Raw genomic sequence first — 25,843 nt, forward strand, 5'->3', positions numbered from 1 at the left:
GTCAATGGTTATTGCAACACCGTTGCGTTAGCGCCGTGAGCGGCTATTGAGGCTGTGTTCGAAGAACGCGACGGTGGTGCGGACGGTGTAGTTCTGGGCCTTCTGGGGGCGTTGTCCGGCGTTCGGTCCGTACTTGCTGGTGGGGTTCTTGCGGGTGCGGGCCTTCACTCGTTGCCGTCGGTGGGCGGGCAGGAGGGCGTCCAGGGCCGCGTGGCCGATCGTGCCGACCAGGTCGACGAGGGTGTTGGGGAAGATTCCATGGCCGGCGGTGACGGTGTCGGTTGCGGCGGCCGGCAGGACGGTGAAACTGATCCGCTCCATGGGTAGTTCCGGTCGTCTGGTCAGGGCGTCGTCGCCGGCGCGGATCAGAGCCTGGTAGGCGGTGAGCAGGGCGTAGACCTCCTGGTCGAGGCCATCGATGCTGCGGGAGCGCAGGACGCGGCCGTCGAGCATCGTGGCCTTGATCGAAAAATACGTGGTCTCCGCCTGCCACCTGCGGTGATAGAGATCAACGAGCTCGGCGGCCGGAAAACGGACGGGGTCCAGCAGATTTGTGATCAGCCGCCACTGCTCGGTGCGGACGGTGCCATCGGCCAAGGTGACGGTGAGGGTCGCCTCGATCACGCGCACCGGCAGCAGTACGCGCAGGACGCCGTAGCCGATGCGGGCGATGTAGGAGCCGTCGCCCAGGTGCTCGGCGGGGGTGGGGACGCGGCGGGCCCCGGAACGCACCAGGAACCGCGCCCCGCTCCGATGAACGGCGTCAAGGAACTCGTTGCCGTCGAAGGCCGCGTCGGCCAGCAGGAGCATCGTCTTGTCCAGGGCGGTCAGAAGCCGCTTGGCATAGGGGAGTTCACCCTCGGACTCCGGTCCGAAGGCGGCGGCTATGAGCGCACGGGTGCCGCACTCGACCAGTGCCAGCAGCCGCAGGAGCGGATAGCCGAACTCCAGGCTCTCCCCGGCCCGCTTGGGGTAGCGCCAGGTGAGCATCTCGTCGTCGGGGGTGTGCAGCAGGGTCCCGTCGACGGCCACCGTGCGCAGGCCCCGGTAGAAGGACCCGTCCTGCCCGGGGCGGGCGACGGGCCCGGCCAGCGTCTCGAACAGACGCCGCAGAGGTGCAGCCCCCACCCTGCGCCTGGCCCGCGTCAGCGAGGAGACCGCGGGACACACCAGGGCCAGCGGGGTCAGGGCGGCGGTCAGCTTGGACCACACCGTGCGGTACGAGTGGTGTTCGAACAGTGCGAGAGCGAGCACGAAGTACACCACCACCCGCGAAGGCAGCAGCCGCAGGCGCTTCTCGCGCCGGCCGGTCTCCTCCAGCACCGCGTCCACCAGCGCGAAGTCCACGATCTGGGTCAACTCCCCCAGATGACCCGGCGCGAACACACCCCGGGCTGTCTCGATCGTGGACGTGATGACAGACTTCTCCTGCAACGGGATCCCTGACCTTGATCGACTTTCTTCGCCGATCGTTGATCTATCAGGTGGTCCCGTTGCGCTGTTCAGCAGGCCTTGACGTACAGCTCAGGGGCCAAACGCAACGGTGTTGATGTCCTGCCCGTCCGGAGACCTTGTGGGCGATGATCAGCAGCACCCGTCGGGAGGAGGTGTCGTACCGCAGCACGATGCAGTAGTCGCCCCGCGGTGTGCAGCGGCGGGTGTCCACCATCCGGGCCCGGGCGGCGGGCTGCGTCGCGAGCACCGGCGGGGGAGTGGATACGAGCAGAGCGGCCGCGCCGGCGGCCAGACAGATGGTCCGTCGCATGAGGGGCCCAACGCACCGGCAGTACGGAAGTTACGACGCCCGTGCGCGAGATCGCCGCCGGTCTCGCCCTGGTCGGCTTCGCCGGTGGAGGGCGGCTCGGCAGGTATTCGGATCTGCTTGGTGCCGCGGCTGGGGACGCGGCGGTCCGAATGCTCCTACGGGCAGCGCATCACGGCTACGCGACCGTAGCCGCCAGCGGGCTGCATGGAACATCAGGCGGTCGGTTTGCGAGGGCAGGGCAGGGCAGAGCCGGGACGCTCGACGAGAAGCCGGATACCGGGCCCGCAGCAGCACAATCTGTGTTGGCCGGCCTCGCACCGAAGAGCGGGCGCCGCCCCGCCCGGGGGCCGATGGCGGCACTCCGCACTTCCCATCGGGAGGCTCGCGTTGGACACTGTGAGGAGCAGAGCGAAGGAGAGACCTGTGACGGCCCAGCCAGAGCACCCCGCGGACCCCCGGATCACCGGTATCCCGCGCACCATCAATGCGATCGGTGACGCGCTGACCGGTTCCGAGCGTGCCCGTTTCTACACTGAGGTCCTGGCCGCAGAAGAGAGCGCCGTACCGGCCGCGATGCACCGGTGGTGGAAGACGGCGATGCTGCACCGTGCCCCCGCCGCCATGCAGAGCCGGGCCAACACCGCAGCAGGCCGCTCTCTCGTCTCCGTCGACGATCTGTTTACGGCCGGAGTCCAGTGAGCTGGACCGTCTGGACCGAGGAGATCCCGGCGCAGACCGTCCTCGACATGCCCGCCGACCTCCGAACGAAGACGGCGAACTTCCTGCGCGCCCTGGCGATCGAGGTGGGCGGCGCGATCGACCTGGGCAAGCGGCCTCCCGGCGACGCGATGGACGACCTCGAGGTCCGGTACTCCCTGGAGGTGCCGGGCGAGCCGGTCATCATCGAGTACATGATCATGAGGGACGCCAAGGAGATCCGCGTCCCGGTGATGGTCTGGTTCCACTGAGAATCGTGCTCGGCAGGTCCCGGCTCCCCCGCTGCAGCGCCGGGTGACCGCGGCGGCGAACAAGGCCGAGTCGGTCGACTGGTTCTCCCAGTGGCCCGGCTTCGGCAACCGCGGCGTCATCGCCGACAACGACCCCGTTGAGCAGGAGAAGGCGATGAAACCCAAACGCACTGCTCACGAACGCAGTGTTCTCTGAACTACCGAGACGAGGCTTTCGCAGTCCGCTTCAAGGACGACGTAGGTGCAAGGTGTTGCCCTGGACCGGGGGACTCGGGCTGTCCACAGCGGCACGTATGGCCGCATCGAGTTCGACGCGGAGGGGTGCGATGGTCTCTGTCCACAGCTCCACCCGCTGCTCCACCGAGCCCGGCCATGAGATCGGAATCGTGTCGCACTGGCGGCGATCGACGCCCGGTAGGCGAGTTGTCCGCTGCGGGTGGCTGCATTGCGCCGCAGTTCCCGCGAAACAGTGGACGGGTGCCTGCCCAGCCGACGGGCGATCTCTCGGACCCCGGGGTTCTGAGCCTTCAGCACAGCGATCTCCTCGCGCTCTGCAAAGGAGAGATACCTGCCCGACACCGGGCCCAGCTCGATCGACGGCATACCGCCACGTTCCCGGAACCATCGTGAGCCGACCGGCCCCGACACGCCGCACGCGATCGCCGCGTCCTCGCTGGTCAGCCCCTCAGCGATCTTCTTCCAGAAGGCACCCTCCACATCCCGGCGGACCGGCGGCCTGCCCGGAGACCGCATCGCCGGGCGCCCCGTCACCGCCGCCGTTCACCCTGCCGGTTGCCCCATCGGACACCTCCATGATCGAGGTGTTGCGACGATCGGTTGAATCCACCTTGCGCCTGGCGGTCGCTGTGATGGACGAAGCCGGAGTCTTTCTTGATCCTCCGTCTCCGCAGGGCCATCTCCAGTGCTTCCAGGGGAAGTTCGGTCCGCATGTGGTTTGCGACCTGCCAGCCGACGATCATCCGGGAGTACACGTCCAGGACGAAGGCCACGTATGCCCAGCCGGACCAGGTGCGGACATACGTCATGTCCGCCACCCAGAGCTGATCCGGCCGGGAGGTGGTGAAGTCGCGGTCGACCAGGTCGGGCGGGCGGGGTGCCGACGGCTCCGGGATCGTGGTGCGGCGCCGCTGGCCACGGATGACGCCCTCCGGGCCCAGCTCCGCCATCAGCCGCTCGACGGTGCAGCGGGCCACGTCGACGCCCTTGCGGCACGGGGCCCGGGTGATCCGGCGGCGCCATAGGTGCCGCCCGACTCCGCGTGGACTTGCTCGATCAGCGGCATGAGCTGCTCGTCGCGGAGCCGGCGGGCCGACTTTGGCCGCTTCTTGCGCGCGAAGTACGTCGACGGCGACAGCTCCAGCACCCGGCAGACGGGATCGACCCCGAGACCTTTGTCACGCAGGTGGTCGGTCACCTGCTCGGCCTCGTCCGGGGACGGTCGATCTCCTGGGCAAAAACACCGAGGCGGCTTTGAGGATCTCGTTGGCCCGCCTCAACTCCGCTACTTCTTTGCGGAGTTGCTTCAGCTCGTCCTGCTCAGCGGTGGTCAGCCGGTCGTCGCGCCCGCCACGGTCGGCCTCCGCCTGGCGGACCCATCCGCGCAGGGCCTCCTTATGGATGCCCAGATCCTTCGCAACGTGCGCGATGGGCCGGCCCGTGGCGCGGACCTCACGGATCGCGCGCTCACGGACCTCATCAGGGTATTTACGGGGTGCTGCCATGGTGCTTCTCCTTCGCCAGGACCGTAACCCTGGCATCAGGAACTCCACGAATCTCAGTACAGCTCACTCGTTCGAGCACACGGCGTTCACCTTCCTTGGATACACGTTCCGAGCCAGGCAGAACCAGGATCGTTACGCAAGTCGTTCCAGTCGTTCGACCCTGCTGTCAGCAAGGACGCCCTGAAGGAGATGGGACGGGAAGTGCGGTCCTGGCGTTTGCACACCCGGTCCGATCTGTCCTTCCGAGAGCTTGCCCGCAGGATCAACCCTGTGGTGGCCGGCTGGATCAACTGCTACGGACGGTTCAGACCGTGGGAGCTGAATCCCTTCTTGATGCGCATCAACACCTACCTGGTGCGCTGGATCCGCCAGAAGTACAAACGGCTTGCGGCTGAACGGAAAGCCATCGCGAAAATGCTGGAGATCGCCCAGCGGTATCCCCGCATGTTCGCGCACTGGCGCTGCACCGTCGCAGCAGTGATGATCTGACGATCAGAACGGCAAGAGCCGTGTAACGGGAGACTGTTGCGCACGCTCTGTGAGAGCCGGGAGGTGAGATCCCTCCCGGCTACTTGGCGGGGGGCGTCGAAGAGCAGGCGAAGGCCAGGCGAAGGTGTCTCGCCTGGCCTCCACCGATCACTCACCCTCGACCACCAAGGTCATCGTTGAGTCGGCACGACCGTGACCCGGCTAGGGGAGCGTCCACCGCTGGTTGGCGCCGCCGTCGCAGTCCCAGATCACCAGCTGGGTGCCATTGGTGGTCGTGGCTGCCGGGACATCGAGGCAGCGACCCGACTGGACGGCCTTCAGCGCGCCGTCGGGCTGTGCCGTCCACTGCTGGTTGGCGCCGCCGTTGCAGTCCCACAGGATCACCTGCGTCCCGTTGGCGGTTCCCTGGCCGGTGACGTCCATGCACTTGCCGTTGTGGGTCAGCGTGCCGTTGGACCAGGTCCACACCTGTGCGCTGCTCCCGTTGCAATCCCACAGCTGCACCTGGGTGCCGTTCGCGCCGGAGTCGTCCTTGGCGTCGGCGCACTTGCCGGTCAGGCCAGAGGTGACCGGACCGACATGGGAAGCGGGGGTGCCGGGGGCGAGGGCGAAGTTGTCGAACTGGTCGGTCTCGTACCCGGTGACGCCGAGGCCGGCCTGTCCGGAGGTGTAGCTCGAGTCGGTGGCGCTGCCGACGGTGACGCCGTCCACCATCGCGGAGAGGGTCGAGCCCTCAAGGGTGAACGCGATGTGGTGCCAGCTGCCGGTGCCGAGCGCGGTGGTGGTGCCGCTGGCCAGCGTAGTGAAGGTCCACCGGGAGTCGCTCTTGTCTATGGACCAGGCACCGGTGTCGCTCACGCGCAGGTGATAGGCGTTCAGGCCATTGTTGTTCTTGGCCTGCTGGTTGACGCGGCCGAGCAGTTCGACGCTGCCCTTCTTCTCGAGCATGGTGTCGACGCTGACGGTGTAGTTGCTCCACCTGCCGTCACCCATGATCGTGTACGGGGCGTTGTAGGGCTCGTCGGTCCAGCGGATCGGCGTCGTCGGGGCCATCTGGCGCAGGCAGGTGCCCGAGCGGCCGCCACCGCAGGCCACAGTCTGGAACGCGCCGTTCATGTCGGAGAAGTACTTCGGTGACGTGGTGGTGGTGGGGGTGTCGAACGTGTCCGTGTACGGGAGGTCGAGTGCGCCGGGTGCAGGCGGGGTCGCGGTGCCCTTGCCCTGGCCGGTCGTGGTGGTCACGGTGTAGACGTGGCCGGGCTCGAGGGTGAGCTTGAACTTGCCGCCGCTCGGGGTGATGTCCGGCCGGCGGACGAACCAGTTCGACGAGTCCCCGGACCTGACGTCCGTGGCCCAGACATGGACCTGACCGGTGGACAGTCCGCCGGTGACGGTGAACCTGGCGTTCTGGGCGACGCTTGCGTCCATGGTCTCGATGACCGTGCTGTAGTCGGAGTTGTTCGTCGACTTCATCGTCACGTAGCTGCCGTTGGTGCGCTTGCCGCCGAGGTATCCGCCCGCGGAGTCGATGTACTTCCAGCCCGGCCGGGTGAACTGCGTGGTGTGCGCGGTCACCCAGGTGGTTTTGCCGATCTTGTAGTTGCCGGACCACGGCTGGTTGGCGATGGACATCCCGTCGGTGGAGAAGTTGAGGTTCGGGTAGAGCGCGGCAATGACCGGCCAGTTGAAGTAGGCGGTCATCTTCCCGTCGAGGTAACCGCGGTTGATGGACCTGGCCACCGCGTGCGCGCCGGTGTCGGTGTCCTGGGAGCCGTTTTCGCTGGCCCACAGCGGTTTGCCGAGACCCTGTGCCGTGGCGGTGCTGGAGCAGGTGGTGTAGTCGCCGAGGTAGCCGCACGGATAGTGGACGCCGACGACGTCCACGGCGTCGTTGAACGCTGGGTCCTCGGCCATGGCGTCGGCCACACTCCAGTCGCTGTCCGCGGCGACGACCTTGGTCGCGTACCCGTGCGAGGTGAGTGTGTCCTTGAGGTTCCTGTACCAGGCCTTGTCGTAGCCGCGCTCGTTCCAACCGCCGAGGTAGTCGATCGTCAGGTCGTGCTGAGCCGCGCAGTCCATCCAGGACATCAGATAGTCGATGGTGTCCTGGGACCAGAAGTTGCCGCCGTTGATCCAGCCGGGAGCACCCCAGGACAGAGCGGCGAGCTTGATGTCAGGGTTGCGGGCCTTGGCCTGCTCGGCCATCCACCACTCGTAGCCCTGGTTGCAGTCGACGGTGCCGGCCGTGTGCATGTGACTGGGCTCGGCGCCATCGGTGGAGTTGGTGTCGCCGCCGATCTCCAGCTTGAGCAGCTGGAGAGAGGCGCCGTAGCCGGGCTTGTAGAGGTAGTCGAGGAGCTCGCTTCGCTGCGGCTCCGGGTAGTCGGCCAGGAGTCGGGAGTTCCCGCCGCCGCCTGAGATGGCGCCGACACCATCGAAGGTCAGGCCCGGCTTGGTGCCGTTGATGGTGATCGAGGTCGACGGCGTGGGCGCGGCCTGGGCGACGGAGGGAGCGGTGAGGCCGGTGAGCGTGCTCAGTAGAAGGCTTGTCACCGCGGTGAGCGTGCGCCAACGACGCACTGGTGCCCGAGTCATGCTGACTCCTTCGGGGTTGGGATGCCTGAGGGCTTGTGGCGCTGAGAAATGGGAGAGAACCTGAACGCTTCAGTGAGTCTCGAAGCTGCCGAGCCGAAGGGACACCGTGCCGGTCGTGCCGTCGGTGATGCGTACTGTGGGCCGGTAGTAGTCGCCGCCCCCGTAGCCGAAGTCGGGGTAGTTCCAGTGCGTGTCGATGTACAGGGATCTCGACGCGGCGGCATCCGGCAGGACGTGGAAGGCGTCCACGAGCGGGAGGATGTTGGACGACGACGGGTTCTTCTCGCCGGTCACGACGAGGCGGATGGTGTGCCGGCCCTCGGCGAGTCCGGTCTTGCGGTACACGACCTGCTGGTACTGCTTGACGGGCCCGTACTGGTCGACGGTGGTGTCGAGCTGCCCGTCGATGAATACGTCGATCTTGCCGAGGTTGGAGCCGAAGCCTCCGATCCACTCGATACCGGTGCCGGTGAAGGCGAACTCGCACCAATCGCCCGCAGTGAAGGTAAACGACTCGGTGTCCGCATAGTCGTCATGTGTCCATCCCTCGCCGTGCGCGTGCGTCCACGCGCCGTGGTAGGTGATGGCGGGATCGGTGTCGTCGAACCACCGCAGCGGGGTGCGGTCGACTCGCGCGGCCACGCTGCCGTCGGACTCCACGCGCACGCCGGTGCCGTCGGTACGGGTGAGTGCGTAGGTGTGGACGGCGGAGCGCAGGGCGCGGAAGTCATTGCATTCCCGGCCCTCGTCGTCCTTGCCGTACAGGAAGTACGTGTGGGTGTCCTGCGACCAGCTCCCCTGGGGCCGCTCACGATAGGCGGGCGCCGCCTGCTGCGGTACCGCGACCGCGGTGCCCGAGGGGCGGCCGATGTGGTCGTCCGGGTACACCGACCACAGGGAGCCGGTGCGCCACCCGATGCGGTCGGCCTCCTCGGGGGCGCAGAAGCGTACGCCGAGTTCCTTGTAACCGCCGCTGGGCTGCCCGGAGAACGCCTTGGCGATGGTGTACGTGGTGGTGATCAGCCCGGTGCCGTCGACCGCGACGTCGAAGCTGACAGGGCTCTCACCGTAGGTGCCCTTGATGGTGACGGTGGAGGTGTGCTTGTCGGTGCGCTTCGCGGTGATCGAACCGAACGTCCAGGAGGGCAGGTATCCGCCGCGCTGGTGCAGGTAGGGGCCGTCGGTGAGCACGGTCGTCGTTCCATGCCTGGCCTCGGTGATCAGACCGGTCGACTTGCTGAAGGCGATGGAGAAGCCGGCGCCGGTCAGCGTGATGCGTGTGTCGCTCTCCTCGACGGCGGGCGCGGAGCCGTCCGGGCGGGGCCGTACGGGTGTGCGCACCGGGCCGATGTGCAGCGCGTAGGAGTCCACGATCCGGTCCTGCCCGTCGATGAACTCCAGCTTCAGTGCCTCGCCCTCACGCCAGGACCGGTACGGAACGGTGAGCTTGCCGCTCGCGCCCGGCTTCAGGTCGATGCCGGGCATCGTGCCCTTGGCAGCGCCCACCTGCCATCGGACGGTCAGCTCGGACAGGTTGGTGAAGTCGAACCAGTTGGAGACCGGAACGACGAGGGGGGTCCGGGGTTTCTGCCCGATGAGTGGAGCGTCGGGCACCCGTACGGGCGAGTACGCCTTCTTCGTCAGCCAGTACTCCGGCTTCTCGCGCCGCCAGATGTCGAGCAGCCCCCATTCGGCGGTGCCGGAGACCTTGTGGGGGAGCGGGAACACCTCGTCGACGCCGCATCAGATGGCGCCGCCGACGACGCTGTCGGTGTCATGGCACTTGGGCCAGAACCGGGAGATCGTCTCACCCCAGAAGTTGCGCACGCCGGGGTCGTTCTTGAGGTCGTCGATGTTGTAGGCGGCCAGGTGCGCGTACTCGTCGTAGAGCGTCGGCTTGGTGGTTTCGCCGCCCAACTGGCCCTTCACGTCCGGGTAGTGGGCGGTGAAGATGTCGTACTTGGCGCCGGTGGAATAGGTTTCGGCGTGGCTGTAGACGACGGGTCTCGAGGGGTCGCCGGCCTTGAGATAGTCCCACTGCGCCTGCGGGTTCGCGCCCCAGCCGATGTTCTCGTTGCCCGTGGACCAGATCAGGACGCAGGGATGGTTCCGGTCCCGCTCCACCATTTCGGCGAGCTGGCCGAGCCAGTCGGGCTTGAAGGCCGGGTCATCGAGCAGGTTGTCGTGGCCCTGCTGGTTCACCCAGCACACCGCGGTCTCCTCCTCGACGTACATCCCGTACCGGTCGGCGGCCTCCAGCAGGGCCTCGGTGGGCGGGTAATGGGAGGTACGGAGGAAGTTGATGTTGGCGGCCTTGAAGAGGCGTACGTCCTGCTCGTCCCAGCGGGCGGTGGCGCCGCGGCCCATCGTCGGGCTGACCTGGTGGTGGGCCACGCCGCGCAGCTTCACCTCGCGGCCGTTGACCAGCAGCCGCTTGCCGTCGATGTGGATCTGCCGGAACCCCACCTTGCGGGTCACGGTGGATCGGGTGTTCCCGGAGCCGGCCGTCAGCTCCAGGGTGTACAGGTTCGGGTGCTCGGCGTCCCACTTGAGAGGGGCCGCGACCTCGATGTCGTACTGTGCGGGCCCGTCGACGGTGAGGGATCGCCGCAGTACCTCGTGACCTGCGGGGTCGCGCAGGAGCAGCTCCATCGGCAGCGAGCCGCCGCCCGCCGGAGTCAGGCGCAGGCCCAGCACCGCGTCGCGGAAGCTCTGCTCGAAGGTGGTCGTGATGTGAACGCCTGCCAGATGGGCAGTGGGCACGGCGATCAGTCGGACGTCGCCCAGAATGCCGCCGATGGGGTGGCGGGCGTAGTAGGTGCCGTACGACAGGTCCTGCCAGCGGTCGGTGACTCCCACAGTCACCCACGCGGCCGTTCCGGGTGCGACGTGTTCGGTGATGTCCGCCTGCCAGCTGGTGAAGCCGCCCCGGTGGTCACGTACGTGGGTGCCGTTCACCCAGAGCCGGGCGTCGCTGTACACCCCGTCGAAGCGCAGGACGACGCGGTGGCCGGCGAAGTCGGCGGGCACCTGGACCTTGGTCCGGTACGCGAACTCCTTGTCCTGCGGCACCTCGACGCCCTGCATGGCGGGCTCGCCCGGCACCTCGACCTTCTGCCAGTCCGAGATGTCGGTGTCGTCGCGCCAGAACTCCGCGGGCGGTTCGGTGGCGAGCGACCACGTGCCGTTGAGGGCCATCACCGGCTGGGACACGCCCGCGACGGCGTCGGGCACGGGCGTCAGCGTGACAGCCGGCTGGGGCAGGTCGCCGGCTCCGGTCAGTGTCCGCGCGCCGGAACCGGTGACGGCCGTCGCGGTCCCGGCGCCCGCCGGACCGGTTAAGGCTCCCGCCACGACCGCGGATCCGGCGATGAGGAAGGTACGTCTGCGCGTCAAGTCGATACTCCTTTGAGGGGGCAGGAGCGCCGGACTGGGCCCCTGGGGGATGGGTCGGAACCGTCTACGTGGGGAGGCCTATGCGGCGTTCCTTGGTGCGGCGCTGCTGGATGACGACGGCGATGACCAGCAGGGCGCCTTGGGCGATGTTCTGCCAGAAGGTGTTGATGCCCTGGACGGTGAGGCCGTTCTCGAGGGCGCCGAGCAGGGCGACGGCGAGCAGGGTGCCGCCGATGCCTCCCTTGCCGCCCTTGAGGGCGCAGCCGCCGAGCGCGGCTGCGGTGATGGCTTTGAGTTCCAGGCCTTCGCTGCCCGAGACGGGCTGCCCCGATCCGGTACGCGCGGTGAGCAGGATGCCGGCGATGGCCGCGACGGTGCCGCAGAGGGCGGAGGCGGCGATCAGGTACTTGTTGATCGAGATGCCGGCGAGCCGGGCCGCGGTGTCGTTGCCGCCGATGGCGTAGAGGTTGCGGCCGATGTCGGTGTACGTGAGCAGGACGTGCACGCTGAGCGCGACGACGGCCAGGACCCAGATCATCACCGGCAGGCCGGCGATCTTGCCGCGGCCGAGGAAGACGAACACGCTGTCGTTGAGGACGTAACCCTGGGCACGGCCGTCCGAGACGAGTTGGGCGACGCCCTTGTACGCGGCGAGTCCGGCCAGCGTGGCGATGGTCGGGTTGACACGGCCGTAGACGATGATCACGCCGTTGAGCACACCGGCGAGGACGCCGATTCCGAGCGCTGCTGCAATGCCTGTCCATGCGCTGGAGTCCGTGGAGGTGAAGACCATGGCGCTGACGACGGACGCGAGACCGGCCTGCGAGCCGACCGAGATGTCCAGCGCGCCGCAGATGATGACGACGGTCTGGACGATGGCGAGGAGCCCGACGAGGGTCGCCGCCTCGCCGATGACCTGCATGTTCGACCAGCTGAGGTAGTTCTCGTTGAGCGAGCCGAACAGCGCGAGCACGATGACGAGGGCGCCGATCAGGCTGATGTTCTGCCCGCCGAGCGCGGCGAGCCGGAAGCGCCTGCCGGTTGCGGCCGGCGCCGGACTGCTCTCCGTCCGGTCCGGTGGGCTGGTGACGGCGGTGTCGGTCATCGAAGGGCTCCAGGGGCGGTGGTGGTGGTGAGGTCGTCGGCCATGGCGAGAGCGAGGATGGTCTCCTCGGTGGCTTCGGCTCGGCCCAGTACGCCGGTGATCCGGCCGTTCTGCATGACGGCGATACGGTCCGCGAGACCGAGCACTTCCGGCAGTTCCGAGGAGATCACCAGGAGGGCCACACCGTCGCGGGCCAGGTCCGCGATGATCTGGTAGATCTCGGCCTTCGCTCCGATGTCGATGCCGCGGGTGGGCTCGTCGAGGATCAGCAGCCGGGGTTTTCCGGCCAGCCAGCGGGCGAGGACCACCTTCTGCTGGTTTCCGCCGGAGAGCTTGCCGATCTCGTGCTCGATGGAGGGGGTGCGCACCCGCAGCCGGTCGGTGTACTCCTGTGCCATGGCGCGTTCCTGACGGCGCCTTACGAACCGTAGGCGACGCAGGCCGGTGAGGCCGACGAGGGACGTGTTGTCCCGGATGGAACGCTGCAGGAACAGTGCCTGCGCCTTGCGTTCCTCGGGGGCGAGCCCGATGCCGGCCCTGATCGCGTCCCTCGGGCCGCGCAGCTGCACCTTCCGGCCGTTCATGCTGATGCCGCCGGAGCGGATCGGGAGGTCACCGGCGATCGCGCGGGCCAGTTCCGAGCGTCCGGCGCCGATGAGTCCCGCGAGCGCGACGACCTCTCCGGCTCGCACCTGGAGGCTGATGCCGCTCACGTCGTCGGTGGTGACGTCCTTCAGATCGAGCACGACTTCGTCCCGGGCGACGTCCTGGCGGACGAAGAGGGAGGACAGATCGCGTCCCACCATGAGCCGTACGACCTCCTCCTCGGTCGTCCGTGCGGCGTCCAGCACCCCGGCCACCGTGCCGTCGCGCAGGACGGCGACGCGGTCGGCGAGCTGGAAGATCTCCTTCATCCGGTGCGAGACGTAGATGACGGCGATGCCTTGCGCGCGGAGCCGGCCGATGAGCGCGAACAACGCCTCCACCTCGTGCTCGGACAGCGAAGAGGTGGGCTCGTCGAAGGCGATGACCTTGGCCTCGCCGGTCAGTGCGCGCAAGATCTCCACCAACTGCCGCTGTGCAGCGGTGAGTTCCGAGCCAAGAGTCTCGGGGGAGATGACTTTGTCGAAGCCCAGGCGGGTGAGGTCGGAGGTGATCCGGCGGCGGAGTTCCGCGCGGTCCAGGCGGCGTCCGGCCTTGCGGGGCAGGGAGCCCGCGTAGACGTTCTCCGCCACCGAGACATGCGGGATGATCTCGGGTTCCTGCGGGATGATCCGGATGCCGGCCCTGCGGGCGTCCTGCGGAGTGGCGAACGCGACCGGCTCGCCGTCGAGCACGATGCGACCGTCGGTGGGTTGGTGATCGCCGGTGAGGATCTTCAGCAGGGTCGACTTGCCCGCGCCGTTCTCGCCCATCAGCGCGGTGACCTGCCCCGCGGGGAAGTCGAGCGTGATGCCGCCGAGCGCCTGGACGGCGCCGAACCGTTTGACGATGTTCTCGACGGTGATCAACGCGCCCTGGTGGGCGGTGGATTGCGTGGGCTCCGATGGTTCGGTGCCGGATTTGATCATGGTGGCCTCGCAAGCGGGAAGCGCGGACAGGAGTCTCAGGTCAGCTGCACGTGACCCCGGAGGCCTTCCAGTTGGAGGAGTCGACCATCTTGGTGGGCGCGAAGGCCTCCTTCGGGAACTCCTTGCCGTTCTTGAGCTTGTCGTACATGGTCTGGACGGCCAGGGCGCCGACGTCGCTGCCGTTGATGAACAGGGCGGCCTTCATGCCGGACGGCTTGCCGGAGCTCCAGTTCTTGCAGGCCAGGTAGGCACCGAGGCCGACGCCCATGACGTCGTCCGCCTTGAAGCCGGCGTTCTCCAGCGCGGTGACGCCTCCCTGGACGTTCTCGTCGTTGCACCCCCACACGATCCAGTGCTTGACGTCGGGGTTGGCGGTGACGGTGGCCGCGATCTTGTCCTGGGCGCCGGTCGGGGTGTTGTCCGTGGGTACGTCGATGTTCTTCACGTCCGCACCCGCACCGTCCTTGAACGCCTTCTTGGCGGCGTCCACCCGGTCGGTGCAGACGGTGACGTCCTGCTTCCAGGCGGATATGGTCCGGGTCTCGGCGGGGTTCCAGCCGGCCTTCTTGAACCCTTCGGCGGCGCGCTTGCCGACCTCGCCGCCCATCTGGGCGCCGCTGAACCCGATCCGCGGCACCAGCGCGTCGCGATCGCACGCGGACGGGTCGGGGCCGGTGGTGCAGATCTGGTCGTCGGAGGTGAGCAGTGCGGTCTTGCCGTCCTTGGCGGTCTGGACGAGCTGCGGCCCGACCGCAGGATCCGGGACGACGACGATCAGGCCGTTGGTCTTCTGGGCGATCGCGGACTGCACCTCACTGATCGTCTTGTTGGCGTCGCTGCCCAGGTTGACCACCTTGAGTTCGATGCCCAGCTCCTCGGCCTTCGCCTTGGCCCCCGCGGCCTCACCGACGAAGTACTCCTGGTCGCCCTGCTTCTGCAGATACGTCAGAGAGATCTTGCCGTCGACCTTTCCAACGCCGTCGCCGTCCGGCTTCGTGGCCTCCTGACCGCTGGAACACGCACTGAGCGTGAGGGTCGCGACCACGCCGAGGGCGGCGACTGCGACACCTCGGCGGCTGCGTTGTGTGGACATGACATGTCTCCTTGCGAAGGTGGTTGGGGGCGCGGCGGTGTACGCACGACACCAGGTCGTCGAATCAACCAGAACCAAACAGGTCTCGCGTGATCGTGCACGGGCTACAGAACCTGGGGGATTGGGGAGATTCCCCTCTCGACAGGGACTTCTTGCCGCTCGTCGAGATTGAACTGCGGACATGATTGAACATGTCAGATCAAGAGTCAACAGCCGTGGCGTAGTCGAGATCTGGGAGCGTCTGCTGTCGGGCTGTCGGAGGAATCCGGTGTCCCGTACCCCTTGCCAGTTCTTTTCTTGATGCGTAAAAGTATCTCCAGCCAAACTCTTGGTGACAGTGAGTCAATCTGTTGGGGAGACATGACGTGAGCGCGATGACGGCCCTGGTCCCGGACCAGACAGGAGCCGAGATCTTCGCCCAGGTGCTCACAGCGGGCCCGATCTCCAGAACGGTCATCGCACAGCGCCTCGGGCTGTCACCCTCCACGGTGACCCGGCTGCTCGCGCCGATGATCGAGGACGGCTACCTGAGCGAGACCGGACAGAAGAGCGCGACGGGTCTGGGCCGCCCCCAACGCCTGTTGCAGGTCAACACCGACCAGTGCCTGGTGGTCGGGATCCAAATCGCGCGCACTCATGTCGCGGCCGTGCTCACCGACCTCGGTGCCCGTCCGCTGTGCCGCCTGGAGCACATGCTCGATTCCCTGGAGCCCGCTCACGTGCTTTCGGTGGCGGCGGAGTTGACAGCCCGGCTCATCGCACAGGCACCGAGTGCCGACGCCAGGGTGCTGGGCGTCGGGGTCGGTGTGGGCGGCCATGTCGACGCGGCGAGCGGGGTGTGCCGTTCGGCGGTGCGACTGGGCTGGACGGACGTCGCTGTCGCCGCTCCGCTGAGCGCCGCCACCGGACTGCCGGTGGTGGTGAACAACGACGTCAACGCTCTGGGCATCGCCGAACGTTGGTTCGGCGAGGGCCGGGATGTCGATTCGTTCGCCGTGATCTCGGTCGGTCGCGGCATCGGCGCTGCGCTGATGTTCGCCGGAGTTCTCCACTCGGGTGCCGGTGGAATGGCTGCCGAGTTCGGACATCTGCCGATCGAGCCGAACGGTCCGGACTGCGCCTGTGGCAACCGCGGCTGCGTGGAGGCACTGGCCTGCTCCGACGCGGTGTTGCGGATGTTCCGCGAGGCCGGTGGCCGGCCCGAAGCCGACTACGACGCTGTCACGGAGCTCGCGCGGTCAGGGCCGGAAGCCGAACGACGAGCCGCGCTCGATGCGTTCGCCGTGGCCGGCGACGCGCTCGGACGGGGGCTGGCATGCCTGTGCAACCTGCTCAACCCGGGACTGATCGTGATCGCGGGGGAAGGCGTGGTGGCCTATGAGCACTTCGGGCCCGCCATGACCGCCGCGTTGGAGCGCCACGCCGTCTCGACCGCGGCACGCGACTGCGCGATCAAGATCGACGAGGACAGCGAGACGTTGTGGGCACGAGGTGCCGCCTGTCTGGTCATCAAGGAGAGCCTCCGGGCCCGGCTGTCCTGAAGCGCTCCGAGTGCTCGGCCGGTCTCAGTTTGTTGGTCGAACCATGCCCCACCCCTTCCTGAATCCGCAGGGCGAGGCCGCGGGTTGACGAAGCATGCAACCACCCGTCCCGTCATCACGACCGTCTCATGAGGAAGTCATGCGTACATTCACCTCCAGATCCGCCGCCGGTGCGGCAGCCCTCTCCTTTGCCCTGCTGCTGACCGGATGTTCCGGCTCCGGTGACTCCGGCGGTTCGTCGAAGGCCGGCCCGGTGTCGATGGAGTTCTGGGGTTGGGCCCCGGGCTACGACAAGATCACCGCCCAGTGGAACGCCGCCCACCCGGACATCAAGGTGACGTTCAAGCAGATCCCGTCCGGTGCCAAGGGCGGCTATGACCAGATGACCAACGCGATCACGGCGGGCAAGGCCCCGTGTCTGGCGCAGGTCACCTACAACGACATCCCGTCGATGCTGGTCAAGAAAGCGCTGATGGACATCACCCCGTACGCCTCCGGCGACACCGGCAAGTACCTGGACTGGACCGTCGAGGCGTCCTCGGCCGGCGGCAAGATGTACGGCGTCCCCGTCGACACCGGGCCGATGGCCCTGTACTACCGGACCGACCTGTTCAAGAAGTTCGGCATTGCCAAGCCTCCCGCGACGTGGGACGAGTACGCCGCAGACGCCGCCGCGGTCCACGCGGCCGACCCGAAGGTCGCCTTCGGCACCGCGCCCCAGGACGCCTACGACATGGCCGCCCTGACCTGGCAGACGGGCAAGTCCTGGTTCGGCACGCAGAAGGGCTCGTGGCAGGTCTCCATCGACAACCCGGGCACGCAGCAGGTCGCCACGTACTGGCAGAACCTGAAGGACAAGAAGTTGGTGATGAACAACGGCAACGCCTGGGACCCGAACTTCGACAAGGCGTCGGAGGCCGGCAAGGTCATGACCTTCGTCAACGCCGCCTGGGCTGTCCCGGGTATCAAGGGGGACCTCAAGGACCTCGCCGGCAAGTGGGCCGTGGCCCCGATGCCGACCTGGACCGCAGGCGACCGGACCAGCGCGAACTCCGGCGGTTCCGCCACCTCTGTCCTGACCGGCTGCAAGACGCCCAAGCAGGCCGCGCAGTTCGCCGCGTTCCTGTCCAGCGACCCGGACGCGGTCAGCACCGGCATCAAGGTCGGCGGCCTGTACCCGGCGGCGAAGGCCGGTCTGGACAACCCGCTGCTGTCCCAGGGCGACCCCTACTTCGGCGGACAGAAGATCTACGACGTCTTCAAGCAGTCCGCGGCGAACATCCCCACCACCTGGGTCGTCGGGCCGACGTTCGGGCAGGTCGAGGCGGACTACTCGGACGCGATCGGCAAGGGGGACTACACCCAGGCCACTGCCACGGTTCAGCAGAAGACGGTCGAGAAGATCAAGAGCCTGGGGCTCTCCGTGACCGGCGGCTGATGTCGAGGGGACGTCAGGTCACCCGAGGATTCCCGCGGTGCCGCTCGAGGGTGCGGCGCCGCGGGGCCCCATCCATACCGCAAGCGCGCGAGGAACGAACACGATGAGCACCCAGACAGCATCACCGCCCGCACCGGCGCCTGCGCGCGTGGTGGCAGGGCCGAGCCGCCACCACCGCCGCCGAACCGCGCTGAACGCCGCCGGGTTCCTGGTTCCGTTCGGCGTCCTGTTCACCGCCATGATGCTCGCACCGATCGGCTACGCGGTCTATCAGAGCTTCTACCAGGTCCAACGCCAGGGCCTGTTCGGCGGTGCGCAGACCAAGCGGTTCGCGGGCTTCGACAACTTCTCCAGTGCCCTCCACGACAGCGACTTCATAGCCTCGCTCGGCCGGGTGGTGCTGCTCGGTGCCTTCCAGGTGCCGGTGATGCTCGGGCTGGCCCTGGTCCTCGCGCTGCTGCTGGACTCGCGTTCGGCCCGATTCAGGAAGACCTTCCGGCTGACCTTCTTCCTGCCCTACGCGCTGCCCGGTGCGATCGCTGCGGTGATGTGGTCGTTCCTGCTGGTCAAGGACCTCTCGCCGTTCACCGGGCCGCTGGCGGCGATCGGCATCCACACCGACTTCCTGTCGGCCGGCTGGATCCCGGTGTCGATCGGCAACATGATCACCTGGGGTTGGACCGGTTACAACATGCTGATCATCTACTCGGCGCTGCAGGCCGTGCCCGGCGACGTGATCGAGGCCGCGACCCTCGACAACTGCACCGGCTGGCGCCTGGCCTGGTACGTCAAGATCCCGATGGTGCGGCCCGCCCTGGTCCTTACGACGGTGTTCTCCATCATCGGCACCGCCCAGCTCTACACCGAGCCGGCCGTGCTCGCCGCCGCGCGGATACCCGGCGCCTCCAACAAGTTCAGTCCGATCATGAACACCACGCTCACCGCCTCCCAGGCGGACCCGAACCTGGCCGCCGCCGAATCGGTTCTGCTGGCCCTCGTGACGCTGGTCCTCTCCTTCGGGTTCCTGAAGTTCACTCAGCGAAGGACAGCCGACGCATGACCACCACCCGCAGTCCACTCACCGAACGCCTGGCCGTCAACGCTCTGCTCGGCCTGATGGCTCTCTACACCCTCATCCCGCTGTGGTGGCTGTTCGTCTCGGCGACCAAGGGCGAGGGATACCTCCACCAGGGCAGCCCGCTGTGGTTCTCGCACTTCGACCTGGGCGGCAACCTCAGCCGCGTCTTCTCCTTCCAGGACGGGGTCTTCTCCTCCTGGCTGGCCAACAGCGCGCTGTACAGCCTGGTCGGCGCGGCGGTCAGCACCCTGCTGTCGGTCATGGCCGGGTTCGCCCTGGCCAAGTACCGGTTCCGCGGCCGCGAGGCGATCTTCAACGTGATCCTGGCCTCGGTGCTGATCCCGGCGCCGATGTTCGCCCTGCCACTGTTCCTGCTGCTGGCCGAGCTGCGGCTCACCGACACATACTGGGCCGTCCTGCTCCCCAGCTTCGTCAGCCCCTTCGGCGTCTACCTCTCGCGCATCTACGCGTCGGCGTCCGTCCCCGACGAGCTGCTGGAGGCGGCGCGCATCGACGGCGCCGGTGAGCGGCGGACCTTCTTCCGCATCGCGCTGCCGGTCATGGCCCCGGCCCTGGTGACGATCTTCCTGTTCCAGTTCGTCAGCGTCTGGAACAACTACCTGCTGCCCGCGCTCATGATCAACGACGCCTCCAAGCTGCCGGTCACCGTCGGCCTGGTCCAGTGGCGCTCGGAGTTCGCCAACGGCGTCCCACCGATGCTCCCCATCACGGGGGCGTTCGTCTCGCTGGTCCCGTTGCTCGTCGCCTTCCTCGCACTGCAGCGCTTCTGGCGCAGTGGTCTCACCGCGGGCGCCGTCAAGTAACCCCACACCTCAGAAGGAACGAGCCGGTCCGATCGTCGGAGCCGACTCCGACCGCTCGGCCGACGCCCAGGACAGTGCCATCACCAACGGCCCCGCGGGAGATCCGGAGCCGTACGGGCGGCGTCGGCCGGCAGCAGAGCCACCCGCGACGACCCGCTGACACCCCTGTGATCGAACGGCGCGGGGCACCACCACCCCAGGCGGTGCCCCGCGCCCGCATACCGACGAAGACAACCGAAAGCAGCGACGCATGAGCACACGACCCGCCCTGACCCTTGACAGCCACCGCTTCCTGCGCGGCGGCCACGAGCACCGCGTGGTCTCCGCCGCCGTGCACTACTTCCGCATCCACCCCGAACTGTGGCGCGACCGGCTGCAGCGGCTGCGCGCCATGGGCTGCAACACCGTCGAGCTCTACATCGCCTGGAACTTCCACCAACCCACCCCCGGGCCGGCCCGCTTCGACGGTTGGCACGACGTCGCGGCCTTCATCCGCGAGGCCGACTCGCTCGGCCTCGATGTGATCGCCCGCCCCGGCCCGTACATCTGCGCCGAATGGGACCTGGGCGGGCTCCCGGCCTGGCTGCTCGCCGACGAGTCCCTGCGCCTGCGCACCGCCGACCCCGCCTACCTGGCTGCCGTGGATCAGTGGTTCGACCAGCTGATCCCTGTCCTCGCCGAACTCCAGACCTCGCGCGGCGGCCCGATCGTCGCCGTCCAGGTCGAGAACGAGTACGGCAGCTACGGCAACGACAAGGCCTATCTGGAGCACCTGAAGGACGGCCTCGTCGCGCGGGGCATCGACTGTCTGCTTTTCACGTCCGACGGCCCCGAACCCCGCATGCTTGCCGGCGGCACCCTCCCGGGTGTGCTGGCCACCGCCAACTTCGGCTCGCGCCCTGGCGAGGCCTTCACCACCCTCGCCACGTTCCAGCCGGACGCCCCGCTGGTCTGCATGGAGTTCTGGAACGGCTGGTTCGACCACTACGGCGGCCCCCACCACGTCCGGGACACCACCGACGCCGCCGAGGCACTCGACGGGATCCTCGCCGCCGGTGGATCGGTCAACATCTACATGGGCCACGGCGGTACCAACTTCGGCTGGTGGGCCGGGGCCAACCACACCGGCAAGACCCTCGCCGACCCCGGCTACCTGTCCACGATCACCAGCTACGACTACGACGCGCCGATCGGCGAGGCCGGCGAACTCACCGAGAAGTTCCATGCCTTCCGCGAGGTCATCGGCCGCCATGTGCCGCTGCCGGACACCGAACTGCCCGCCCAGCCGCGGCGGGTCGACCCGCGGACCGTCCCCGCCACCCGCGTCGCGTCCCTGCGGGGCAGCCTGGACCTGCTCTCCGCCGCGCTGCGGCGCCCGGCCCCCGAACCGATCGAGAAGCTCGGCCATCACTGCGGGCTCGTCCACTACCGGAACCACATTACGGGACCCGGCGGTCCCGCCACGCTGACCGTCGACGGCATCCGGGACCTGGCGCAGATCTTCCTCGACGGGCACCTGGTCGGCGTGCTCGAACGCGACGACCCGTCCCCGACCATCGAGCTGTCCGTCCCCGAAGGCGGCGCGGAGCTGGAGATCCTCGTCGAGCCCTTCGGCCGGGTCAACTACGGCCTTCACCTGGCCGACCGCAAGGGCCTGGTGGCAGGCGTGCGCCTGGACCACCAGCACCTGTTCGACTGGGACATCCGTGTGCTCCCCCTCGACGACCTGACGGCCCTGACCACCACCGCTGCCGCCGAAACCGACGACGGCCCCGCCTTCCACCGCGCCGTCGTCGACCTGCCCGAGGCCGCCGACGCATTCCTTTCCGTCCCTGGCAGCCACCGCACCCTGGTCTGGCTCAACGGCTTCCTCCTCGGCCGCCTGCGCACAGAGAAGGGGCCGCAGCGCACCCTCTACGCCCCGGCGCCCCTGTGGCGTGCGGGTGCCAACGAGATCCTGGTACTGGACCTTGCCGCAGCCGCCACACCACTCACCGTGGAACTGCGGGCAGAGCCTGACCTCGGGCCGATCGCGGCAGCCCCCCAGTACTGACCGCGAGTAACACCGACCCCCTTGCCTGCCTCGAACGGAGCATGCTTCCGGCCTGGCCGAGCGGCCCCGCGACCTTCGGTACGCCCGGATCTCGCTCCGGCTGTAGCAGTCCATGCAGGAGTGGGGCTGCTCCAGCCAGGGCGCGGCGCTTGCTGGGCCAGGCCAGCCCGCCTGGGGCGGGTCAGGCATCGCGCTCGGGATCCGGCGAGAACGGCATCGACGGCCCGGCCACCGGCCCCGAGGCCGGGGCGAAGGGCGTCGTTAGGCCCGACCGATTTCCGGGGACCGAGTGCCAGCACTCGATGCCAGCGGCACGTGGTCCGGGGCGCGGCTCGGCCGCGACGTCGTCCTGCTGTATCTGAGCCCGCCGACCGATTCCCCGGCGGCCCGCCCCGAACGGTGGCCGGCCGGATTCGCCTCCGTCACGGCGGGCCCCGACGCGAGCGTCGAGGCCGAGATCGCCCTGCCCGAGCGCGCCTTCCAGGTCTGAGACACCGCCCTCGGCACATGGATGACGCTCCTTGGCCACCACCTCGCCCGTGCCGCACACGACGCGCTCACGCCCACGCTCTTCGTCGAGCTGGACACCACCGGCTGACTGCCCCCACCGACCGCTGGGGGACCCGGCCTGACACCGGTCCGTCAGCACCCACCCGCGTCACGCCGCATTCGGCGCCGTGGCCAGGTTCTGCTTCACCTGCCGGCTGGTGTCGTCGGCGAGGATTTCGGGCAGGCCCTGCTCGATGCCGGCCAGGGCCTGAGCCGCGACATCGGCGGGGTCGGCCTTCTGGTCGGCGGAAACGCCCGAGGCCATGTCGGTGTCCATGTATCCGACGTGCAGCGCGGAGACCGTGATGCCGCGCGGGGCCAGTTCCTCGCGGACCGCATCGGTCTGGGCCCACGCGGCGGCCTTGGACGCGGCGTAGGAGCCGAGCCCGGCTGGGTGCAGCCAGGACAGGACGGACAGGACGTTGAGAACGGCGCCGCCGCCGTTGGCCTCGATGACCGGGGCGAAGGCCCGGGTCGTGGCGAGCGGGCCGAAGAAGTTCGTCTCCATCTCCCGCCGGACAGCGTCCAGGTCACCGGTGATCAGCGTGGCGGCGGTGGAGATACCGGCGTTGTTCACCAGCAGCGTCGCGTCGGACGCGATGCGGGCTGCGGCCCGGACGGACTCCTGGTCGGTCACGTCCAGGGCGAGCGGGACGGCGCCCGGCACATCGACGGTCTCGGGTCGGCGCGCCGCCGCGTACACCTTCGCTCCACGCTCCACGAGCTGGGCGGCCAGGTGACGCCCCAGTCCCCGGTTGGCGCCGGAGACCACTACGACCGCGTCCTTGAGTTCCATGCTTGCTCCCCATATCTACGAGCGGTCCGGACGACCGGACGCGATTTTTAGATTACGTTCACAATCTAAAAATCCACTATAGGATAGATGTCGACCGACATTCAAATGGGGAGGTGGCTGATGGGCCGCGTATCGCAAGCTCAGGCACGGGAGAACCGCCAGCGGATCGTGGACACCGCCTCCCGGCTGTTCCGCGAGCAGGGCACGCACGTCAGCGTGGCCGACCTCATGAAGGCGGCCGGCCTGACCCATGGCGGCTTCTACAAGCAGTTCGCCTCCAAGGAGGCGCTCATCGACGAAGCCACGACCCATGCCTTCGGTGAACTCGCCGAACGTCGGACGGTCGAGCGCGGGCTCCGTACGGGGCAGGGGGCCGCCCGGCAGGCGTTCATCGACACCTACCTCTCCGTCGAGCACCGCGACAACGCGGCGGACGGCTGCCCGGTCGCCGGGCTTGCGGTGGACATGGCACGCGGAAGCGGCGACCGTGAGGCCCACCGGGTCTATGCCGAGGGAGTCAGCGACTTCGCCGAGTGGCTCGACGCCGACGACGATGACGGCATCTCGCGGCTGTGCACGATGATTGGGGCACTCGTCCTGGCCCGGGCCACCAAGGGTTCCCCGCTGTCCGAGGAGATCCTCGCCTCAGCGCGCGCGGCCTTGACGGTCGGGGAGTGACCGGGGCGGGGCGCTCCTGGCCTTCGCTTCGTAGCGGGCGCGAGCGCGGCGGTCAGTGCGGAAACGTCATGACCGGGGCCGGGCTGCCGGACCGGGCCTGGCGCTGACATCGGAGGAAGACAGGCACCCGGGACGACGAGGCGCTGGTCCGCTGCGGTCAGCTGCCAAGATCACCTGACGATGCGACAGCCGGTGTAGTTGCGTTGTCCGACGGATCAAGGGGGAACGGGGAATGCAGTTGAGGTCTGGCATTGGTTCGAAGGTGGCGGTCCTTGTGGCGCTCGCGGCCTTGGTCATCGCTTGTGGAGACGGCGCGGACAGGGTGGGTGCGGAGAAGCCGACGACTGCGGCCGACACGGGTGTGGGTGCAGGCACTTCAGGCAAGCCCGCAGCCGGCACGGTGGACTTCGCCACCGTCCTCAACACCGAGCAGAAGATTCAGTCGGCGCTGCCCGAACCGGCACAGATGCACGAGTGGACTCCGAAGACCGGCTGTGCGCACGTCGAGGAGCAGCCCAAGTCCCCGTCGGAGTGCGGCCCGGAGACGGACTGGGACTGCGGCGTCATCGCGACCGGCACAGCGTCGTTCGAGGCATTCGGCGAGACCGTGATCTTCAGCATCAGGGCTTACGCCGACCAGAAGGCCACCCAAGACGCATGCCGCAAGGAGGCGGCATCGTCCGCCAAGTACACCAAGGCGAACGTGCCTCCCGTCGACGGCGTCACCAGCCACGCGTACTACCGCAACGCCGGCAACCTCGACGGCCTCGACCTCATCATGTGCACAGGCACGGTCATGGCAAAGATCAGGCTGGAAGGGTCGGGCAGCAACCTGGACCCGGCCTCCGCCCACACCATGGCCCAGGGGGTCTTCCTGCCCCGTATCCAGAAGGCCGCCGCAGCCTCCTGAACCACGCTGGGGGTGCACCAGGGGATGGCTGGCCGTCGTCACCTTGCTACTGAAGCTTCCCCTTGATGTTGGACACCTGCCACGCGCGACGGAAGATGGGGCCTCCAGGACGTTCAGGCATGCGAGTCGAGCCTCGTGAGGTCGTCCAGGTCGACGACCGTGAAGTCCTGCATGCAGCGGACGAGCTGTGAAGCCAGGAACCACCGCAGCTCTGACGTTCGGTACGGAATGGGCGTGTCGTCCCCGGGCAGTGCCCTGATCCCCTGGGTGGTCCACTGGTAGGGCGTGCCGATGACCCCGTAGAGGGGGGCGCTGCGCACCATCAGGGCGGTGTAGCCCTTCTGAAGGTGCGGGCACTGCTCAACTGCGAGGCGCAGGTGCGCAAGGCAAACCGGGGGCTGCGCGGTGCGGAGGATGTCCCCAGGGCGCGGAACGCCCTCGGTGGCGTGCACCAGGAAGGGGTGCCCCTGCGGTGTTCTGGTAGGACCTGCGCAGATCTGACAGTGGAGTCGTGTCATCGTCTCGCGCTGCCTGGCGGGGTGGACCAGCCGCCATTGCGGCCGCCCGGACGGCAACCCACCCGGGCCGATTAACTGCGAGCACCGGCCCCACAGCACACCCCGCGGATCGCGGTCCCCCTGGCTCTCGTCCCAGTAGCCAAGGGCTGACCTGCCGGCGCGGTCAAAGGTCGCGCGCAGGGCCAGGCTCGATTCGGGTTCCTCGCCTTCGCGGGCCGTGATGTACGGGACGAGGCAGCTTGCCGTGCTCATGTGGCTGCTCCTGCCAGTGCGGCGGGGCGGTGCGGGGGAATGATCTGGCCGTCGGGCAGCAATTCACCAGTGTCGTCAAAGGCTAATACGCCGTTGCAAAGCAGGGCCCAGCCCAAGACGTCGTCTCGTGCCACGGTCTTGGCCGCCTCGCGGTCCGATGCCTCTGCGGTGGGGCAGGGAGTCTTGTGCTGGCACATGTGCGTCGCATTCCTCTCGGACGTGCTGCGGTGGGGGCCCTCTTCGGCTGAACCTACGAACCGCGGTGGAGCGGAGTTGGATCGCCGGGGAGGGAGTTTCGGGGAGGAACTGTTGGGCAGGCCGGTCGCCCTCGATTGGAGTGAGAGAGGGCGACCGGGGCTCACACCCGTGATCGGCGGGGGAGTGTGAGCCGGTCCTCCGTGCTGTCCGCCGATCGGCGCCCGCCGGTGCAGGGCGGGGCGATCGAGGCGGAAGGGGAGGACCCCGATGGAAGGTCGCCTCCA

At 68.2% G+C, this 25,843-nt stretch carries 26 protein-coding genes and 1 pseudogene; 12 read left to right on the top strand and 15 right to left on the bottom strand.

Annotation, left to right across the window (positions count from 1 at the left end; all coding sequences use genetic code 11):
* Nucleotides 1-27 precede the first annotated feature (27 nt).
* Nucleotides 28-1,434, bottom strand: a complete 1,407-nt coding sequence (locus ACFU8W_RS36130; RefSeq protein WP_384046691.1) for an IS4 family transposase — start codon at nucleotides 1,432-1,434, stop codon at nucleotides 28-30.
* A gap of 46 nt (nucleotides 1,435-1,480) precedes the next feature.
* Entirely contained in the window at nucleotides 1,481-1,765 is a 285-nt protein-coding gene (locus ACFU8W_RS36135) for a hypothetical protein (RefSeq protein WP_384046694.1), read from the bottom strand.
* A gap of 423 nt (nucleotides 1,766-2,188) precedes the next feature.
* Between ACFU8W_RS36135 and ACFU8W_RS36140 the strand changes: the two genes are divergently transcribed.
* The 3 genes from ACFU8W_RS36140 to ACFU8W_RS36150 are packed head-to-tail and all read left to right on the top strand — an operon-like array spanning nucleotide 2,189 to nucleotide 2,929.
* Entirely contained in the window at nucleotides 2,189-2,464 is a 276-nt protein-coding gene (locus ACFU8W_RS36140; protein ID WP_384046697.1) for a hypothetical protein, read from the top strand.
* Nucleotides 2,461-2,733: a hypothetical protein gene (locus ACFU8W_RS36145; RefSeq protein WP_384046700.1), complete on the top strand. Its 273-nt coding sequence runs from the start codon at nucleotides 2,461-2,463 to the stop codon at nucleotides 2,731-2,733. The genes ACFU8W_RS36140 and ACFU8W_RS36145 overlap by 4 nt, the downstream gene beginning before the upstream one ends.
* A gap of 43 nt (nucleotides 2,734-2,776) precedes the next feature.
* A complete protein-coding gene (locus tag ACFU8W_RS36150) occupies nucleotides 2,777-2,929 on the top strand; it encodes a hypothetical protein (RefSeq protein ID WP_384046702.1) in 153 nt (50 codons plus the stop codon).
* A gap of 203 nt (nucleotides 2,930-3,132) precedes the next feature.
* Here the strand turns inward: ACFU8W_RS36150 and ACFU8W_RS36155 are convergent.
* The 4 genes and pseudogenes from ACFU8W_RS36155 to ACFU8W_RS36170 all read right to left on the bottom strand — a co-directional run.
* Nucleotides 3,133-3,486 (bottom strand): annotated as a pseudogene (locus ACFU8W_RS36155) (helix-turn-helix domain-containing protein); the annotation flags it as partial.
* Nucleotides 3,487-3,500: 14 nt separating this feature from the next.
* Entirely contained in the window at nucleotides 3,501-3,947 is a 447-nt protein-coding gene (locus ACFU8W_RS36160; protein ID WP_384046705.1) for a DDE-type integrase/transposase/recombinase, read from the bottom strand.
* On the bottom strand, nucleotides 3,920-4,168 hold the full coding sequence (locus ACFU8W_RS36165) for a hypothetical protein (RefSeq protein ID WP_384046708.1): 249 nt from the start codon (nucleotides 4,166-4,168) through the stop codon (nucleotides 3,920-3,922). Before ACFU8W_RS36165 ends, ACFU8W_RS36160 begins: the two co-directional genes overlap by 28 nt.
* The gene (locus ACFU8W_RS36170) at nucleotides 4,149-4,475 is read right to left on the bottom strand and encodes a transposase (protein WP_384046712.1); all 327 of its coding nucleotides are present in this window, start codon (nucleotides 4,473-4,475) and stop codon (nucleotides 4,149-4,151) included. The genes ACFU8W_RS36165 and ACFU8W_RS36170 overlap by 20 nt, the downstream gene beginning before the upstream one ends.
* Before the next feature lie 189 nt (nucleotides 4,476-4,664).
* Between ACFU8W_RS36170 and ACFU8W_RS36175 the strand changes: the two genes are divergently transcribed.
* Nucleotides 4,665-4,964 carry a group II intron maturase-specific domain-containing protein gene (locus tag ACFU8W_RS36175; protein ID WP_345509835.1) on the top strand — a complete coding sequence of 100 codons (300 nt, stop codon included), beginning with the start codon at nucleotides 4,665-4,667 and terminating at the stop codon, nucleotides 4,962-4,964.
* Between the two features lie 201 nt (nucleotides 4,965-5,165).
* Here ACFU8W_RS36175 and ACFU8W_RS36180 read toward each other — a convergent pair whose 3' ends face one another.
* From ACFU8W_RS36180 to ACFU8W_RS36205, 6 genes are all read right to left on the bottom strand, one after another.
* Nucleotides 5,166-7,559 carry a ricin-type beta-trefoil lectin domain protein gene (locus tag ACFU8W_RS36180; protein WP_384046716.1) on the bottom strand — a complete coding sequence of 798 codons (2,394 nt, stop codon included), beginning with the start codon at nucleotides 7,557-7,559 and terminating at the stop codon, nucleotides 5,166-5,168.
* A gap of 69 nt (nucleotides 7,560-7,628) precedes the next feature.
* Nucleotides 7,629-9,287 carry a hypothetical protein gene (locus ACFU8W_RS36185; protein WP_384046720.1) on the bottom strand — a complete coding sequence of 553 codons (1,659 nt, stop codon included), beginning with the start codon at nucleotides 9,285-9,287 and terminating at the stop codon, nucleotides 7,629-7,631.
* Nucleotides 9,288-9,302: 15 nt separating this feature from the next.
* Nucleotides 9,303-10,955 carry a glycoside hydrolase family 2 protein gene (locus tag ACFU8W_RS36190; RefSeq protein ID WP_384046723.1) on the bottom strand — a complete coding sequence of 551 codons (1,653 nt, stop codon included), beginning with the start codon at nucleotides 10,953-10,955 and terminating at the stop codon, nucleotides 9,303-9,305.
* A 64-nt stretch (nucleotides 10,956-11,019) separates the two neighbouring features.
* The gene (locus ACFU8W_RS36195; protein WP_384046726.1) at nucleotides 11,020-12,060 is read right to left on the bottom strand and encodes an ABC transporter permease; all 1,041 of its coding nucleotides are present in this window, start codon (nucleotides 12,058-12,060) and stop codon (nucleotides 11,020-11,022) included.
* Nucleotides 12,057-13,631, bottom strand: a complete 1,575-nt coding sequence (locus ACFU8W_RS36200; protein ID WP_384046729.1) for a sugar ABC transporter ATP-binding protein — start codon at nucleotides 13,629-13,631, stop codon at nucleotides 12,057-12,059. The genes ACFU8W_RS36195 and ACFU8W_RS36200 overlap by 4 nt, the downstream gene beginning before the upstream one ends.
* A gap of 40 nt (nucleotides 13,632-13,671) precedes the next feature.
* Nucleotides 13,672-14,724, bottom strand: coding sequence for a substrate-binding domain-containing protein (locus tag ACFU8W_RS36205; protein WP_384046732.1), 1,053 nt, complete (start codon nucleotides 14,722-14,724; stop codon nucleotides 13,672-13,674).
* Between the two features lie 374 nt (nucleotides 14,725-15,098).
* Between ACFU8W_RS36205 and ACFU8W_RS36210 the strand changes: the two genes are divergently transcribed.
* The 6 genes from ACFU8W_RS36210 to ACFU8W_RS36235 all read left to right on the top strand — a co-directional run bounded on the left by ACFU8W_RS36210 (nucleotide 15,099) and on the right by ACFU8W_RS36235 (nucleotide 22,148).
* A complete protein-coding gene (locus ACFU8W_RS36210) occupies nucleotides 15,099-16,265 on the top strand; it encodes an ROK family protein (protein WP_384046810.1) in 1,167 nt (388 codons plus the stop codon).
* Nucleotides 16,266-16,404: 139 nt separating this feature from the next.
* The gene (locus ACFU8W_RS36215; RefSeq protein ID WP_384046735.1) at nucleotides 16,405-17,703 is read left to right on the top strand and encodes an ABC transporter substrate-binding protein; all 1,299 of its coding nucleotides are present in this window, start codon (nucleotides 16,405-16,407) and stop codon (nucleotides 17,701-17,703) included.
* A gap of 103 nt (nucleotides 17,704-17,806) precedes the next feature.
* Nucleotides 17,807-18,763, top strand: a complete 957-nt coding sequence (locus ACFU8W_RS36220) for a sugar ABC transporter permease (protein ID WP_345509843.1) — start codon at nucleotides 17,807-17,809, stop codon at nucleotides 18,761-18,763.
* Nucleotides 18,760-19,605 (top strand): carbohydrate ABC transporter permease, encoded by an 846-nt coding sequence (locus tag ACFU8W_RS36225; protein WP_345509844.1) that lies wholly within the window; start codon nucleotides 18,760-18,762, stop codon nucleotides 19,603-19,605. The genes ACFU8W_RS36220 and ACFU8W_RS36225 overlap by 4 nt, the downstream gene beginning before the upstream one ends.
* Before the next feature lie 250 nt (nucleotides 19,606-19,855).
* Nucleotides 19,856-21,658 carry a beta-galactosidase family protein gene (locus tag ACFU8W_RS36230; RefSeq protein WP_384046739.1) on the top strand — a complete coding sequence of 601 codons (1,803 nt, stop codon included), beginning with the start codon at nucleotides 19,856-19,858 and terminating at the stop codon, nucleotides 21,656-21,658.
* Nucleotides 21,659-21,947: 289 nt separating this feature from the next.
* Entirely contained in the window at nucleotides 21,948-22,148 is a 201-nt protein-coding gene (locus ACFU8W_RS36235; RefSeq protein ID WP_384046744.1) for a fibronectin type III-like domain-contianing protein, read from the top strand.
* Between the two features lie 168 nt (nucleotides 22,149-22,316).
* Here ACFU8W_RS36235 and ACFU8W_RS36240 read toward each other — a convergent pair whose 3' ends face one another.
* Entirely contained in the window at nucleotides 22,317-23,003 is a 687-nt protein-coding gene (locus tag ACFU8W_RS36240; protein WP_327248540.1) for an SDR family oxidoreductase, read from the bottom strand.
* Between the two features lie 120 nt (nucleotides 23,004-23,123).
* Here ACFU8W_RS36240 and ACFU8W_RS36245 point away from each other — a divergent pair, with 120 nt between their 5' ends.
* The gene (locus ACFU8W_RS36245) at nucleotides 23,124-23,681 is read left to right on the top strand and encodes a TetR/AcrR family transcriptional regulator (protein ID WP_384046747.1); all 558 of its coding nucleotides are present in this window, start codon (nucleotides 23,124-23,126) and stop codon (nucleotides 23,679-23,681) included.
* Nucleotides 23,682-23,943: 262 nt separating this feature from the next.
* Nucleotides 23,944-24,591, top strand: a complete 648-nt coding sequence (locus ACFU8W_RS36250) for a hypothetical protein (RefSeq protein ID WP_384046750.1) — start codon at nucleotides 23,944-23,946, stop codon at nucleotides 24,589-24,591.
* 113 nt (nucleotides 24,592-24,704) lie between these two features.
* Here the strand turns inward: ACFU8W_RS36250 and ACFU8W_RS36255 are convergent, their stop codons facing one another.
* A complete protein-coding gene (locus ACFU8W_RS36255; RefSeq protein ID WP_384046753.1) occupies nucleotides 24,705-25,361 on the bottom strand; it encodes a hypothetical protein in 657 nt (218 codons plus the stop codon).
* Nucleotides 25,358-25,558 carry a DUF5999 family protein gene (locus ACFU8W_RS36260; RefSeq protein ID WP_384046756.1) on the bottom strand — a complete coding sequence of 67 codons (201 nt, stop codon included), beginning with the start codon at nucleotides 25,556-25,558 and terminating at the stop codon, nucleotides 25,358-25,360. The genes ACFU8W_RS36255 and ACFU8W_RS36260 overlap by 4 nt, the downstream gene beginning before the upstream one ends.
* Nucleotides 25,559-25,843: the final 285 nt, after the last annotated feature.

The sequence above is a fragment of the Streptomyces sp. NPDC057565 genome, from assembly GCF_042801455.1.
Lineage (GTDB): Bacteria > Actinomycetota > Actinomycetes > Streptomycetales > Streptomycetaceae > Streptomyces > Streptomyces yanii.

Coding starts and splice junctions, on each gene's coding strand:
- ACFU8W_RS36135 (WP_384046694.1), bottom strand. CDS start 1,765: ATGCGACGGACCATCTGTCTGGCCGCCGGCGCGGCCGCTCTGCTCGTA.
- ACFU8W_RS36170 (WP_384046712.1), bottom strand. CDS start 4,475: ATGGCAGCACCCCGTAAATACCCTGATGAGGTCCGTGAGCGCGCGATC.
- ACFU8W_RS36175 (WP_345509835.1), top strand. CDS start 4,665: ATGGGACGGGAAGTGCGGTCCTGGCGTTTGCACACCCGGTCCGATCTG.
- ACFU8W_RS36180 (WP_384046716.1), bottom strand. CDS start 7,559: ATGACTCGGGCACCAGTGCGTCGTTGGCGCACGCTCACCGCGGTGACA.
- ACFU8W_RS36195 (WP_384046726.1), bottom strand. CDS start 12,060: ATGACCGACACCGCCGTCACCAGCCCACCGGACCGGACGGAGAGCAGT.
- ACFU8W_RS36200 (WP_384046729.1), bottom strand. CDS start 13,631: ATGATCAAATCCGGCACCGAACCATCGGAGCCCACGCAATCCACCGCC.
- ACFU8W_RS36205 (WP_384046732.1), bottom strand. CDS start 14,724: ATGTCCACACAACGCAGCCGCCGAGGTGTCGCAGTCGCCGCCCTCGGC.
- ACFU8W_RS36210 (WP_384046810.1), top strand. CDS start 15,099: ATGACGGCCCTGGTCCCGGACCAGACAGGAGCCGAGATCTTCGCCCAG.
- ACFU8W_RS36215 (WP_384046735.1), top strand. CDS start 16,405: ATGCGTACATTCACCTCCAGATCCGCCGCCGGTGCGGCAGCCCTCTCC.
- ACFU8W_RS36220 (WP_345509843.1), top strand. CDS start 17,807: ATGAGCACCCAGACAGCATCACCGCCCGCACCGGCGCCTGCGCGCGTG.
- ACFU8W_RS36225 (WP_345509844.1), top strand. CDS start 18,760: ATGACCACCACCCGCAGTCCACTCACCGAACGCCTGGCCGTCAACGCT.
- ACFU8W_RS36230 (WP_384046739.1), top strand. CDS start 19,856: ATGAGCACACGACCCGCCCTGACCCTTGACAGCCACCGCTTCCTGCGC.
- ACFU8W_RS36240 (WP_327248540.1), bottom strand. CDS start 23,003: ATGGAACTCAAGGACGCGGTCGTAGTGGTCTCCGGCGCCAACCGGGGA.
- ACFU8W_RS36245 (WP_384046747.1), top strand. CDS start 23,124: ATGGGCCGCGTATCGCAAGCTCAGGCACGGGAGAACCGCCAGCGGATC.
- ACFU8W_RS36255 (WP_384046753.1), bottom strand. CDS start 25,361: ATGAGCACGGCAAGCTGCCTCGTCCCGTACATCACGGCCCGCGAAGGC.
- ACFU8W_RS36260 (WP_384046756.1), bottom strand. CDS start 25,558: ATGTGCCAGCACAAGACTCCCTGCCCCACCGCAGAGGCATCGGACCGC.